Origin of the sequence: Acidisphaera sp. S103, from assembly GCF_009765975.1 — a bacterium.
In the GTDB taxonomy this organism is placed as follows: domain Bacteria; phylum Pseudomonadota; class Alphaproteobacteria; order Acetobacterales; family Acetobacteraceae; genus Rhodopila.
In genome coordinates this window covers 86,240-99,922 of record NZ_LMUJ01000104.1, presented here as the reverse complement: position 1 = coordinate 99,922, position 13,683 = coordinate 86,240, and the positions used below count along the sequence as shown (strand labels likewise).

The 13,683-nt window shown below is 63.3% G+C and carries 13 protein-coding genes; 8 read left to right on the top strand and 5 right to left on the bottom strand.

Translation table 11 applies throughout. The features are described from left to right. The first annotated feature begins 453 nt into the window (after positions 1–453). Complete coding sequence (gene repC / locus GSQ89_RS34880; RefSeq protein ID WP_371734330.1) at positions 454–918, top strand: replication initiation protein RepC; 465 nt, start codon at positions 454–456, stop codon at positions 916–918. 95 nt (positions 919–1,013) lie between these two features. Here repC and GSQ89_RS34875 read toward each other — a convergent pair whose 3' ends face one another. Continuing rightward, positions 1,014–1,670, bottom strand: a complete 657-nt coding sequence (locus tag GSQ89_RS34875; RefSeq protein ID WP_158932707.1) for a hypothetical protein — start codon at positions 1,668–1,670, stop codon at positions 1,014–1,016. Positions 1,671–1,757: 87 nt separating this feature from the next. On the opposite strand from GSQ89_RS34875, the gene GSQ89_RS40440 reads away from it, so the two are divergent. Both GSQ89_RS40440 and GSQ89_RS34865 read left to right on the top strand, forming a co-directional pair. Further along, a complete protein-coding gene (locus tag GSQ89_RS40440) occupies positions 1,758–2,195 on the top strand; it encodes a PIN domain-containing protein (RefSeq protein ID WP_216856561.1) in 438 nt (145 codons plus the stop codon). A gap of 9 nt (positions 2,196–2,204) precedes the next feature. After that, positions 2,205–2,447, top strand: coding sequence for a toxin-antitoxin system HicB family antitoxin (locus tag GSQ89_RS34865; RefSeq protein ID WP_158932706.1), 243 nt, complete (start codon positions 2,205–2,207; stop codon positions 2,445–2,447). A gap of 337 nt (positions 2,448–2,784) precedes the next feature. Here the strand turns inward: GSQ89_RS34865 and GSQ89_RS34860 are convergent, their stop codons facing one another. Genes GSQ89_RS34860 through GSQ89_RS34850 form a run of 3 tightly spaced genes read right to left on the bottom strand, consistent with a single transcriptional unit; the run spans position 2,785 to position 4,987 of the window. Next, positions 2,785–3,429, bottom strand: a complete 645-nt coding sequence (locus GSQ89_RS34860; protein WP_158932705.1) for a hypothetical protein — start codon at positions 3,427–3,429, stop codon at positions 2,785–2,787. Next, complete coding sequence (locus tag GSQ89_RS34855; protein ID WP_158932704.1) at positions 3,417–4,280, bottom strand: hypothetical protein; 864 nt, start codon at positions 4,278–4,280, stop codon at positions 3,417–3,419. Before GSQ89_RS34855 ends, GSQ89_RS34860 begins: the two co-directional genes overlap by 13 nt. Before the next feature lie 59 nt (positions 4,281–4,339). After that, positions 4,340–4,987: a hypothetical protein gene (locus tag GSQ89_RS34850; RefSeq protein ID WP_158932703.1), complete on the bottom strand. Its 648-nt coding sequence runs from the start codon at positions 4,985–4,987 to the stop codon at positions 4,340–4,342. A gap of 266 nt (positions 4,988–5,253) precedes the next feature. Here GSQ89_RS34850 and GSQ89_RS34845 point away from each other — a divergent pair, with 266 nt between their 5' ends. The 5 genes from GSQ89_RS34845 to GSQ89_RS34825 all read left to right on the top strand — a co-directional run bounded on the left by GSQ89_RS34845 (position 5,254) and on the right by GSQ89_RS34825 (position 11,287). Continuing rightward, a complete protein-coding gene (locus GSQ89_RS34845) occupies positions 5,254–5,613 on the top strand; it encodes a hypothetical protein (RefSeq protein WP_158932702.1) in 360 nt (119 codons plus the stop codon). 52 nt (positions 5,614–5,665) lie between these two features. Further along, positions 5,666–9,346 carry a MobF family relaxase gene (gene mobF, locus GSQ89_RS34840; protein WP_254073523.1) on the top strand — a complete coding sequence of 1,227 codons (3,681 nt, stop codon included), beginning with the start codon at positions 5,666–5,668 and terminating at the stop codon, positions 9,344–9,346. Positions 9,347–9,732: 386 nt separating this feature from the next. Beyond that, positions 9,733–10,077, top strand: a complete 345-nt coding sequence (locus tag GSQ89_RS34835) for a hypothetical protein (protein WP_158932700.1) — start codon at positions 9,733–9,735, stop codon at positions 10,075–10,077. Between the two features lie 111 nt (positions 10,078–10,188). After that, positions 10,189–10,491: a hypothetical protein gene (locus GSQ89_RS34830; protein WP_158932699.1), complete on the top strand. Its 303-nt coding sequence runs from the start codon at positions 10,189–10,191 to the stop codon at positions 10,489–10,491. A gap of 145 nt (positions 10,492–10,636) precedes the next feature. Next, positions 10,637–11,287 (top strand): hypothetical protein, encoded by a 651-nt coding sequence (locus tag GSQ89_RS34825; protein ID WP_158932698.1) that lies wholly within the window; start codon positions 10,637–10,639, stop codon positions 11,285–11,287. A gap of 552 nt (positions 11,288–11,839) precedes the next feature. On the opposite strand, the gene GSQ89_RS34820 is transcribed toward GSQ89_RS34825, so the two are convergent. Continuing rightward, positions 11,840–13,627: a type IV secretory system conjugative DNA transfer family protein gene (locus GSQ89_RS34820; protein ID WP_254073522.1), complete on the bottom strand. Its 1,788-nt coding sequence runs from the start codon at positions 13,625–13,627 to the stop codon at positions 11,840–11,842. Positions 13,628–13,683 lie beyond the last annotated feature (56 nt).

Sequence of the window (13,683 nt, the reverse complement as noted above, 5' to 3'; positions counted from 1 at the left end):
CGATGCGATGGGAACGCAGAAAGAGATCGCCCAAACCATCATCGAGGGAGGTGGGGACTATGTTTTGTCGCTGAAGGAAAACTGGCCGGCGACGTACGGGTAACCTGAAGATGCGTGCAAAAAGTTGCTACAGGCTGTGCCACTGCCCGAATTCGGGGTGTCCAGGAAGGCTTACCTTTGCGGACATCAAAATGCCCAAGCTAAGTATTTGAAATGATTGGCCCGGATTTTCGGCATCTGCGGACCCTTTTATGGACACCATGCGAGGTTCACCGGAGGCAGTTCGAGCAGAGGGTCCCGGGGCTGCTCATCGCGTCGGATAACCTATTGTTTTAGCAAATCGTTTTTGTACCTCGTCCCCTTGTGACAACATTTTACACGTATGTTCAGGTTACCCGTAAACAGGATACGGTAACGGCTTCCAAAGGAAGTAAGTCGGCCTTGGACGAGGCGGTGCCAATCCCTGAGAGGTCGCAGACGCCGCCCAATCCGCCGGACAGGGCAGCAGGGCAGGGGGCGGAGAAGCCAGCCCGGACGGACAGCGGGACGGTGATGCGGCTCTCGACCGCCGAACTGATGGTGCTGGCGCCGCGACTGCGCGTCTATCTGAAAACGCCGAGCCCGGCTTGGCCGGAGATTGTCGATGCCGCCGACTGGCTGCGCGGCGAACTTGGGGTCTCGAAATCGCTGTGGGGCGAGGCCTGCGTTGCGATGGGCCGCGAGCAGGCGGCGATCGCGATCGCGATCGTCTCGGCCAAGCCGGCGGCGCATTTCCGATCGACGCCGGGCGGGTATTTCCACGGCATGGTGGCGAAGGCGAAGACTGGGGAGCTCAACCTGGGACGGACGGTCTGGGGCTTGCGCCATGCAGCAACGGCGAAACCCCACCGGGGCTCGTCCCGGCCGACCCCGTCGTGACCAGCGGGCCGGTCAGCTCGCTGGTCCCTCGACTGTCCGGGTCGGGGCTCCACGGCCCGGCCTGGTTTCTTCTCCGCCCCGGGCGTTGCCGCGGTTCAAGACGCAAGCTGCGCCTCCGCCGCTTCGGCCTGCTGGAGCAGCCGGCCCCGCTCCTCCACCGCGGCGTTGAGGGCGCGCCGGGCCTCGGCGGCTTCTGCCTGCGCTCCGGCGAGTTGCGCTCGCGCGGTCGCCACGTCCGTGGCTGAAGTTCTGCGATCTGCCTCGGCCGCCTCGCGCGCCGCTTCCGCTAGCTGCTGGGCTTGTTTGGCAGACGCTTCTGCCGCTTCGCGGGCAGCGCCGGCCGCGGCGGTGCGACGTTCGGCTTCGGCGATGGCCTGCCGGGTCTGGGCTAGTTCGGCCACCAGACGATCACGTTCGACGTCGGCCGCGGCGCGGCGTCCGGTCGCCCGATCCGCGGCCGCACGCGCCTCGGTCGCCTCGGCGGCTAGCCGGTCGCGGTCGGTTTTGGCGGCGTCGCGGGCCACATCGGCCGCCGCCAGCGCTTCATCAGCTTCCGCCTGTGCCTGCCCGGCAGCCTCAGCCGCCGCGCGGGCCACCTCGACTTCGCCGCCAAAACGCTCGGCCGCACGCCGCTCGGCGGCGACCCACGCGGCGGTGATAGTCGCGTCGAATTCCGCGGTAAGCCGCTCACGCAGAGTTGCCGCATGAGCGGCGAGGTCTGGCGGCAACGGCGGTGCCGTGACCGTCGGCATCTGGTCCGCCGGGGCCTGGCGTCAGGCGGTCGGCAACCTCCCCCATGAACAATTTGCCCAACGATATCGCATGTGATATCGTGTGGAATGATTGTCGCCGATGCCAACGTTCTCCTGAGCGCACTCCGCTCCCGCAAAGGAGCTTCTCATGCGGTCCTCAGAGGGATGTTGATCGGGGACGTGCCGTTCGCCGTCTCGCCAACGGTCGTCCTGGAATACGAGAGCGTCCTGAAACGGCCAGGGATCCTCGGTGAGACACCCTGGATCAGGCCCGACCAGATCGACAGCGTGCTTGATGCACTCTGTGCCCGCGGGAAGCTGGTTGAGCCGTGGTTCCGTTTTCGGCCCTTCCTCGATGATCCCAAGGACGACCCGTATATCGACTGCGCCCTGGCGGGAGGTGCATCCGTCATCCTGTCGCGAGACAGGCATTTCCGGGCACCCCGCCGTCGCGGCGTTTGGTTTGCGCGTGCTGTCGGCCGGCGAGTACCTCAGCGAACAACGATCGGCAGCTTTGAACCATAGGAGGCCATGATGAGTGGATTTGCACTAAGGGTTCCCGAACACATTCTCACGCAGGCCAAGGAAGCGGCAGCCGAAGAGCATGTGTCGATCAACCAGCTTCTGGTGGCGCTGATCTCGGAAGGCCTCGGCCATCGGCGCGGATTGCTTGATTTGCAGAAGCGCGCGGCCCGGGGGGACGTGGCGGCCGCCTTGCGCATCCTCGACCACGCCCCTGATGTCGCACCTGACGAAGGCGACGAACTGCCGGCCTGATGGCTGACCCGAATCTGGGCGCCGTTGACGTACCGCGCCAGCCCGCACCCTGGAAAAGCCTCGCCCTTAATTCCCCATAAGATGTCCTATAGAATTCCCCAAAACATACCCCTTAGGACGCCCAATGGGATGCCCTTTGCAAACCACGTTGGGAGTCGTCGAAAGGTAGCCATCTCCTACAGACTAGGTCATCCTAGGGGCGCGTGCATGGGGTTGGATCGAATCGGCCGACATAGGCGGGGTCAGTGAGAGAGTTGACCCGGTCGAGCAAATAGGGCGGCTCGCCGGCGATCATGTTCAGCGCAGTCCAAATTTGTTTTGGATTGCAATCCAATGGTCAGCCTCTCGGCTGGCCTTCGGGGTCCGCCCACATCAACATCGAGCAAATGCGCCGGCCGTCCTTGTCGTCCGTTGCCGTCTTTTGGCATTTTGCCCAAGCTTCCGCGACATTGTTAGCGCGCACCATACTGACCAGGGCCGTTTCGGCATCAGGCCCGGCTTGACGGATAGCGCCGGTCAGCGCGCCGGCCACACCAAGAGCAGAGACGTGCCCGGCCTGCCAGCCCGCGCCGTACCCGGCCAGCCCGACCCCAAGCGCCAGGGCGACCGCGAAAGCGCCATACGACAGGGCGGTTTTCAGAGTGACGGTTCGGTTCCAGGCGCGGACGCTGCGCGCCATTTGTTTGGCAAGCTCAGGGGCAAGCGCCTCGACAATCGCGATCCGCCTCGCATCGAGCGCCTGTTCGCCGCCGCGGATTGCGTCAGCCACCGACACGTCCAGGCGCGCGGTTACATCCCTGAAGTGCCCGGTATTTGCCTGATGCAGGGCAAGCTGGGCACCCAGGGAGTCCGACATGGCTTCGAGGGCCGGCCCAAGCGGGTCGCAGGTAAGGTTCGCCTTGGCGATAGCGAGGGCGAGGGCGGTTTGTGCGCCTTCGACCTTCGCCCGGAGGGACCCTGCTTCGCCGACTATGGCATCCATGACTTCACCCCGAGGAATTGCCTATCCATGGCCTCCAGCCAGGATTTGACGCGCGAGCGGTCAAAGATGCCGAGTGGGGGCGTCGTCTGCCCGTCGCGCGCCGCGGCAAAACTGGACCGCCGGCTTTCGACCGCATCGGCGGCATGAAGCCGAGGCATCCATAGGTTGATGGCTCCGCTGCCGAGCTGATCCAGCAGCACGCGGTTGCGGACCACGCGCATGAAGGCTTGCTGCCGCGACAGGCCGACCTCGGCGGTCGACTCGTTCAGCACCACGGCGCGGGCACGAGGGCTGAAGCCGCGCTCCGCCAGGGTCGCGATCGGGGCTAGGTCGTCGGGTTGTGCGCCAGCGAGATAGAAATTGACCGGAACGAGGCCGGCCTCCTCGATCTGCTGGGAAAACCCCGGCATCTCGGTTGCCAGGGTCCGCAGTGTGGTGTCGCCGCCGCCCAGGTCGATCATGGCCGTCGTCTGGTGCTTCACCGCATACTCGATGAAGGCTTGCAGCCAGCGGTTGACCCCTGCCGGATCGTCCGTGTCGGGGCGGGAGACCCCCTCGAAGTAGGACGCGAACGAGGCATTGGTGGGATCGATGTCGGCCATCAGGAAGGGCCGCCCAGCCGCCAGCGCGGTCTCTGCCATCCACCGCAGCAGCGTGGTCTTGCCGGTCTTGCCACGACCGACCGCGAAGATGATCTTGTTCTGGCCCGTCAGATCGATCCCTTGGGCGGGCGGCGGTTCGTCGGTGCCCTTGTGACGGGGCGTGAACGGGTTCACGTCGAACTGCGGCTCATCGTCGGCCATCTTCGACTGGTCGAACGGCGCGACCGGGGGCGATCGGGGGCTGTCCATGGTTACTGATGGCCCGAGCTTGATGGGTTTTTCTGCTGACATATGTTAACCTCAGAGCTTCAGGGTTTGCCGAACACCCGACGCAGGATCTCGTCATCCGAGACTTGCGTAGCTGTAGATTCCTCGTGCCGCGGGTTCTTGGGTGACGGTTGTGGCTCGGGCGGCAGGTTGCCGCCCTTCAGCGTGACTAGACGAAACGTTGGTTCCTCTGGCGCACTTTCTCCACCCACGTCGGACGCATCGACGGGCGGCTTTGTCCGCGCCGGTGCCGCGACCGCCCGAGCCGGGGCTTCGATGGAGGGAGCTGCGACGGGGACAGAGACGGGCAGCACTGGCGGCAGAGCATCGGGACGACCCTGGCTCGTCGCGTCTGCGGCCGTGCGCTCCCTCTCCCGGTTGCGGGACAGATATGCCTTGAGCCGCAGCGTGTGCGGCGGAATCGGCTGACCGGTGCTGTAGGCGATCCCGGCCAGATGCATCGCCTTGCCGATGTCCTCCCACAGCCAGCCATCTTCGACCATGCGACTGAGTTCACCGATCTTGCCCTCGTGTTTGTGGATCCAGGTTTGCACCGTGTCGCCTTGCGTCCAGTCGGCTCCCAGCACGCGCGCGAGGTCTTTCAGCTCGGCGACGGTGCGTTTTCGTTTCGGGGGCCTGCCGGAATGCAGGCTGTGCGGGGGCGGCTTCATTCTGGGAGAAGATGGCATTCCTCACGTTTTCTGTCACCCTTTTTGTCTCCATTTCCGTATCCGTTTTCGTATCCAGGTGGCGTATCCGTTATTGTATCCGTTACCGTATCTTCATTGGTAAGGTTGAGTTTTATGTGACGACTCGGCGGCCTCTTACAGACCAAGTCACCCTAGACGGGTGTTTCTTGTCAGCGATTGCCGCGTGGGATAGACGCGTTTGGCACGGGCTTTCCCGGCGGATCAGGATACCGTGAGTAGTCGATTTGGAGATACAAGGACGTACAATGACAGTGATGAAAGACGGCGTGAGCCTGGCCCACATAGGCGACACCGTGACCGCGATTGCGGAGCGGTTGGAGGAGCACCGGGAGGTTCAGCAGACCATCCTGGCCGTCCTGAACGAGCTGCTGGCAGCCAACCGGGCGCAGTCGGAGATGCTGGCAGACATTCTCGCAGCGGCCTCCGAGGAGGCTGGGCCGTCACCGGTTGCCCAGGCGCTTGAGGCGCTCGCGGCCCGGGTGCAGCAGATGGACGCAAACCAGACGAGCCTGATCGCGCTGGTGGCGGAGCTGCCAGGGGCGGTCGGCCGGCAGTTCGAGACCAGCCTGAAGGATTGGTCCACCGCAGCGACTACGCAGCACTGAGGTGCTGACCTACCGGACTGGTGCAGCGGGCGCGCCCTCAGCGGCGCGGGCCATGAGCGAGCACCTGTTGCAGCAGACGCTGTCGCCTGAGATGGCGGCGATGGCGGAGTACTATCACCAGGGCCTTAGCCCGCCGACTCCCGCCGAAGCCGCCGCGGCGCGCTACGCCGAGGCGGCTGGCAGCCGGTTTCCGAACGAAGAGCGGCTTGACGATCTGGTGGCGCGAGAGGCCGGCCGATTGGCCGAGAGCAGCACCGATGCCATGGGCCGTACGTTGACCCGGGGCGAGCTGACGATCCGAGCACTCGGTGCGTTCGTTGCCGCGGGGCTGGTGGAGCGGGACGAGGCCGTCGCGTCGCTTCGCCGCACCAGCCATGATCAGGCCGGCGAGGATGGACGAGATGCTGGCGAGCGGCTCGACAGCGCGGCCGAGCGGGCGCGCACCGGCAAGGACTACAGCAGTGCGACGGCCACACCCCGCCGGGACATGAACCCGGCTCTTGCCGAGCGACTTGGCATCGACACCGTCAAGGCTCTGACAGCAGCCGAGATCGCCAACCTGTTGAATGGCCAACGCGCGGATGGCAGTGACATCAAGGGAAAGCAGCAGCAGGCCGGAACAGAAGGCATCGGAACGATTTTCGGGATGGATGAAAGCCGCATGCCGACCCGTGCCGAGCTTGAAAACGTCCTGGCCGGCCGAAAAGTGGATGGAACGATCCTGCCGGTGGCAGCTGCACAGAGGGCATTGCGACGATTCCAGTCCGTTCTGGGGGCCAAGAATGCTGAGCTGACCCCGGCGCAGCGCGTGGATATCTTGTCCGGTCGGACGGCCACGGGCGGCGAACTGACCACGAAACAGTATCACGAGCGCATGGACACATCTCGGGCGCGGATTGGTTATGTCGACCTGACGTTCTCCGCGCCGAAATCGGTTTCGGTTGCGTGGGCTTTCGCGCCGACCGAGGCCGAACGCGGGATCATCCATCAGGCACATCATGGCGCCATCAACAGCGTCATGCTGGACATCGAGGCGCAGATCGGCCGCGCCAGGAAGGGCAAGGCCGGACAGGAAGGCTGGGAGCCAGGTTCGATCGGCTGGGTGTCCTTCGACCACTACACCGCGCGGCCGACCGTCGAAGTCATCAAAACCGACAGGAGCGGGCAGGAGTACACAGAGCTGTACACCGTCAAAAACGCCATGGGCCGCGTTGCCGGCGATATGCAGTTGCATACCCATACCGCCGTCTTCAACGCCGTACTCACCGGAACCGGCCGCATGGGCGGTTTGTGGCTCGACCAGCTCGACGGGCGCGTGAAGGAGTGGGGCGCGCTGTATCAGGCCTATCTCGCCACCAATCTGCGCAAGCATGGGGTGGACGTTGTGCTCGACGACCGGACAGAAATGGCCCGGCTGACCGCCGTGCCCGAGCGCGTCACCGAGCATTTTTCGAAAAGAACCTTGGGTGGGACGGTCGCGGCACGTGCCTATGCCGCCGAACAGGGTCTCGATTGGGACACGTTGGATGCCGATCGGAAGGTTGGCCTACTTAAACAGGGAGTGCAGGACCCGCGGGGTGCGAAGTCCGATGATTTGAGCGACGCTGCGGCGTGGCAGCGCGCCGCCGCTGAGATCGGTTACCAGCACCGAAGCGTCCTGCGGCCCGATCTGAAGCGCACGGAAACCTCCCGTGACGACCGGCTGGAGACTGCCTATCAGGCGGCACTTCCGGTGTTCGACAAGGAGCTGCAACGCCGTGCATCCGTCGAGGGGGCTGACGCCCGGCTTGCAGCAGCCAAGGGGCTGATCGCCTCCGGCGTCGAATCGCCCGCCGAGGTCAGCGCTATTACGAAGGCCATGCGCGAGCGTGGCGTGATGCAGCACGGGAAAATCACGTCGCTGATCTGGGGCGACGTGAAAGGCGAAAACGGCCGCGATAAGGTCGGCATCACGACGGCCCTGCACCGGGACGAGGAGCGCGTGCTGGTCGCCAACGCGCGGGTGGCCGGCAACGACCGGACGGCCGCCCTAACCTCGGCGCAGATCGCAGCAGCGGTGAAACGCTTCCCCGACCTCGACTTCACTTCCGAACACGGCAAGGCGCAGCGGGCGGTGATGGAGCAGCTTGGCACCGGCGGTCGCCTCGCCGTGGCGATCGGTGTTGCCGGGTCGGGCAAGTCCACCTTGTTGAAGCCTCTGGTGGATGCCTGGAAGCAAGATGGCCGCGCGGTCCACGGCATCGCCCTGGCGTGGCGTCAGTCCGACGATCTCACCGAAGCCGGGATCACCGCCAGCAACACGCGGGCCGTGGAGAGCTTCCTCAGATCCGTTGAGACGGGTCGGCTCCAACTTGACACCAGGTCCGTCGTGGTGGTGGACGAACTGGGGCTGCTCGGCACGCGCCAACTCAATGACCTGCTGCGCGCTCAGCAGGCGCACGGTTTCCAGATTGTTGCCATCGGCGATTCCAAGCAGATGCAGAGTGTGGAGGCTGGCGCCGTCGTGGACTTGCTGCACCGTGCCCTGGGCGAGACGGCGATCCCGACTCTTGAGCGGTCGGTGCGCCAGGTGGAGCAGGAGGAGCGGGAAACCACCCTGATGTTCCGCAACGGGGAAACCGCCGCGGCGGTCCAGCGCAAGCTCGAAAATGGCACCCTGCGTGTGGCATCCGGCGGCTACGAGGAAGCGGTGCAAAATATCGTCGACCTCTGGCAGCAGCGGCGCGAGGCCAATGCTGGCCGGGAGCGGTTTTCCATCTCGATCAGCGCGCCGACCAACCATGACGCGCATCAGATCAGCAGGGCCATCCGAGATAAGCGGCGCGCGTTGGGCGAAGTCGGCGCCGACCGGATCACCGTGCCAGCGGCGAGCGGGGCAGGGGCCGAAGCCCGAACTTATGACCTGCCACTGGCTGTGGGGGATCGGGTGCGCCTCTTCGAGCGCACCAATGCCCGCTTTCTCGACACCGGCAAGGGTGGGAACATCGGTCGCAACGGCACTGTCCTGGTGGTTGCCGAGGTCAACGCCGAGGGCCTGGTGCTGCGGACCAAGGCGGGTCGGGACGGGTTGGTGAAATGGGATAGCCTCACCAGCGCGGCGAACGGGCGCGTCAGACTGGCCTATGGCGACGTGCTGACGACCAACACGGGGCAGGGGTCAACGGTCAGCGAGCATATCTTCGCCGTGCCGGGCGGCTCGCGTCAGGTCAACGCCTTCGGGGCGTACACATCGGGCAGCCGGCACCGCGAGCAGTCATTCATTGTGATCTCGGATGGCGCAGAGCGGCAGGAGGTCGCCGGCCGCCGGCCGCTTGGTGACAAGCGCCAGCTCCGTGAGAGTGACGTAATCGAGAATGTGGCCCGGAACTTTGCACGCCAGCCAATCAAGGAAGGATCGTTGGCGATGATCGCACGCGCCGAAAACCTGCGAACGGGAACCGTCCAGAAGATGCAGGCCGGAAAGCAGCGGCTCGAGCAACGCGCGGTTGAGGGCAAGGCGAAGAGCACCTTGGCGGCAACGTTCCGAAGCAGGCGAGACGACGGGAAGGTGAGGGGCTTGCAACCCGCTTCCGAGATCGAGGTCGCCGAACGGCGCGATCTCATGCAGCGGATAAAGGACATCGGCCCGCAGGTGCGGGAAGCCATGCGCGCGGCGGCCGAGCGAGTGCAGGCGTACCGGGAACGGGAAGTGGAAAAGCCCACGGCGGGTCGCCGGCGTGGGCGGCGGATGTAGTGGTCGAGCTGGTGATTCGGTGGCAATGGGGACCGATGTTCGTTTCGGATGCAGACTTGCTTTGGACGGCCCCTTATGACCGCACACGACTCAAGCCGGTTATTCACGGCGAACAATCGAGTTCCCGAAAGCGGACAAACTATCCCATCGGTCGCTGGTCATGTTTGGGACCTGTGCGGTCGTTCGGAACAACCGGAGTTAATGACCCCCGATGCCCTGGAAGCCAACGTGTGTTGCGATCCATCGTCTGAGCCAGCCGTACCACTCACATAATGTGGTTGACAAAATATGAGTGACATTCTATTGTTTCGTGATTGAGGGCAAGGGACCACTAAATGACGGCAATAGCTTCGCGCGCTTATGCGCACCGCTCACGGAACGGGTTCTTGATCGCTCTGTGGATTGCAAAAAACAATCCAGGCGCCTTTTCTCCCTTGGATCGGCATGCGCAACGGATTGTTCTGGCAATGCTTGATACTCAAGCCGGGCAAAAATTGGGAAGAAGGCCAAAATTCCTAGGTGTGATAACCAGCAATCAGGCAGCTCTACTGTGGCGCATCCAAGATGCGAAACCTTCTGATCAAAACACATTACTCAGACATACATGCGAGTTTGGCCTTGATCTTGTGACGCACGGTTTCGTCAGTATTTTGCCCGATGACGAACTGGATGGATGGGAACTCGTCCTTTCTCCCGAGGGGGAAATGCTGGCTCAGCAGCTAAGGTCGTAGCATGTCACGGTCGACTGCCCGTGGGACTTTATCGCCGCTCGCGGTATTCGCGACGAACGACCGGCGTTGGCGGGAGTGGACTAACGCCTTTCTCGGTGCGGGCGGCCACTCATGCATATTCTGGCCCAAAAAAGGAGGCCTTGCGACATCATGAATGTGGGCAAGGCGAAGAGCACCTGGGCGGCAACGTTCCGACGCAGGCGAGACAACGGGAAGGCGACAGGCCTGCAACCCGCTGCCGAGACCGAGACCGAGACCGAGTTCGCTGAACGGCGCGATCTCATGCAGCGGATCAAGGACATCGGCCCACAGGTGCGGAAAGCCATGCGAGCGGCGGCCGAGCGAGTGCGGGAGCACTGGGAACGGGAAGCGGAAATGACTACGGCTGGCCGCCGTTGTGGCCGGCGGATGTAGTGTCGAACTGAGGATTCGATGGCGGGGGAGCCGACATTCGTTTCAGGACGCAGACTCGCTTCGGGCGGCCCCGTATGACCGCACACGACCCAGTCATTCAAAATCGGATAAATAGGGCCACATCAACGCCAATGGAGTGAAGCTAATGCTCAGAGAGCCTGCAATCGACCGCGCGGTTGTTCGATGTTATTTGGATGCGGCAACAAAGCTAGCTGCTGTGTGGGGAGCGGGAGCTGCCACCGGACCGGTCCTGGTTGAAGCGGCAACGCTCCTCCCAATAGAAGGTATAACTACGCGCGGTAATTATCGCGTCATCCACGATCTTCATTCAGGAATCAATGCCCTTTGGAAGACTGAATCAGTCCATAACTTAACAAAAATTGTTATAGCACTACCGGTGACTGGCCTACCCAGTACAGAGGGATCGTTATTCTGTGTGGGCCACATTTCGTACCTCGCGGGCGTGGCCGTTCATGAGTATGTCCACTGGCTTCAAAAACAGAATTGGGTCGACGACTATAACTCCTACGCACGGAAGCAGACCGACTGGAGAAAAAGCCTGGGTTCACGACCCCCAAGTGCGGATGAGCTCAATCAAATCTACTACAGCAATGAGTTTGAAATTGCCGCTCATGCTGCTCAAGCTGCCGTGGAGATGAAGACAAAAGATATTTGCTTTGAGGCAACGGAGTTGTTCCTGCATATCCGACAACGTTTGGGGGGCGGCGAGCTAAGCGCGGACGTCAGGGCACAATTTGATGAAGCCGTTGGTCGGTATGTCAAAGGCATTACTTGAACGCTAACTGACGCTAACGTCGGCTCTTTAATTCGCGTTCCGAGAGTAGTCGCTCCGCTGCCGGGCAAGCTCGTCAGCCGCAAAGCGCCTGCCCTTGGCTGACTCCAATCCCGCTCACCATGCACCCCCCCTTTGGGGCGTGTATGGCTCCGACCCCTTCAATACGCTTTGGCCTGGTGTTTTGACCTGCACTGCCTACCGGAAACGCCGGGGTTTTGAGACGACAGGCAGCGGCGCGGTTTCAACTCGGCCTCTAGCCGGTCGAATGAAGGCTGATTCGGCCCAAGCGGTCAGACGAAAAGGCCCTCGCAAAAGAGGAATAGGCCGGTATATCAGCCCGCGCCCAACCTCCGGCCACGGCGCGGCCCCTCGTTCGGTTCCTTTTCCTCCCGCTTCGCATCTGCCGTCAGTTCGTTCACCCTCGTGACCGCGACGTTTAGTTCGGATCGATCGGAGCGAGCGACATTCCGCCAATATGCGGCGGCTTGCAGATCGGCGGATGCGGCTTCCTCTGACATGGGACACCTCCAAGGGTTGTTGATACAGGCTCAATTAATCGACAGTGGCAGCATGCCCGGCGAACCTGTTGGCCGCGACACGCGCCGCCAGTTCAGGCCGCCTGAAGTAGATGGCCCGGCCGCACCGGAGCGGCTTTGCGCCGCGGATAATGACGAACGCTTCATCGGTCCGGCAGTCGTTCATCAGCTCCTCGCGGCGGATCAGGGGACGACTGATCTCGTGATAGCTGGTGTTGGCCCCGCGTGACCGTGAGCCGACCTCGAACGACTTGCCGGACGACCCTCGATTGGAGCCCTCTGACGTTGCCATGACGGCGTAGCGGCCAAAGGTGTCTTCCAGTTCCCTGGCCGTATCGAGGTCTTGCACGGCCGCGTAGGCGCGGTGCGATACGCCATCATACCATTCCCGCTTGCCGTCCCGGCCCCATTGGCGCTCGAGCTGGCCGACCGACTGATAGAGCAGCTGGAGGGTGATGCCATATTTCCGGCCGGCATCACGCGCGGTTTCGAGGATTTTCATCGGGCCGAGGCGGGCAGCTTCATCTAGCAGATACAGGATTCGGCCTCTCACCCGGCCATCCGCCTCATAGGCCGCGTTGAGCAAGGCGCCGATCACGACCCGACCAATGGCCGGGGTGGATTGCAGCGCCGCGAGCGGGATCTCGAGGAACACCGTCACCTTGCCGCCAAGCAGATCAAGGGACCGGAAGGTATCGCCGGAGACGATCGATGCGAAGGCGGGGTTGGCCAGCCAAGAGGTGCTTTCGTCGGCATTGGCATAGACGCCGGAGAATGTCTCATCCACCAGGCCCATCAGTGTGCCGGCGAAGTCGCGCGCAAGCGGGCTGCGGCTGTCTTTGTGGATACCTTTGAGCAGCTTTTTCATTTCTATCTCAGGTGTCGCGAGACCAGCCCGCAGCGTGCGCAGCGTCTTCAGCACTGGGGGTAGAACAGGGTCCCACAGCATGTGCGACAGCAGGCATGCCACCATCGCGCGGCCGCGCGCCTCGAAGAAATCGGACCCCTTGTCCTTCCATCCCCCGCCGCCGGCCGGACCGTCACCGCACACCCAGCCGACCACGGACAGGACATTCGTGGCGGCGAGGGGGGATTCGATATCGATCCAGTCCAGCACATTGAAGCCGGTCGTTCCGCGCAACCTGAGCTGATGAACCGTATGGCCCATTTCAACGCGCGCAGCGGTCAGCATGGGACCAAGTTCGCCAGAGGGATCGAGGACGACAGCCGAGCCGGTCCAGGTGAGCAGGGTTGAGGCGGCGGACGTCGATTTGAACGATCCGGCGCCGGCGAACACCAGGCTGTGGGTAGGGCCGGACTGGCAGGGGTCGACAAGAAGCGGAGCCTTGCCGCCCTTTCCCCAGGTTGCCCTGTTCGCCGGGTCGAAGGCCATGGACGCGACGTTGTCCTGATCCACCCGATACGCTTCGCCCACCACGACACCGCCGAATGCCGCCGAGGGGCCGGGAAAGATGTCCCGCGCTTTGGTTATCGGGAGCCAGTCGGCGTGGCCGTGATTGTCCGTGGCGCCACGAATGGGCCGCGGTGTGCGGCTGAAGAACCCCTGTCGGAGAGAGGGGCCGTTTGTCCGGCCGCGAACGATCAGGGCCGCTGCGAACACGAACACCACGGTAGAGGCCACGCTGGCGCCGATCCTGAGCCAGAGTGTCACGACGGGGTTCGGCGGGGCGTATAATGTGTATGTCCACCACTGATAGAACGGGTGCGCAAAGGACCCGATCAGTCGTGTTCCAGCGAGGAAGACCAGCGACGCGATGAGCGTCCACGCCGCGCCGGCGAGCACCAGGCTTGCGATGATCTTGGCGACGATCCGCGGAGAAGGTTTCATTGCCATCCGAA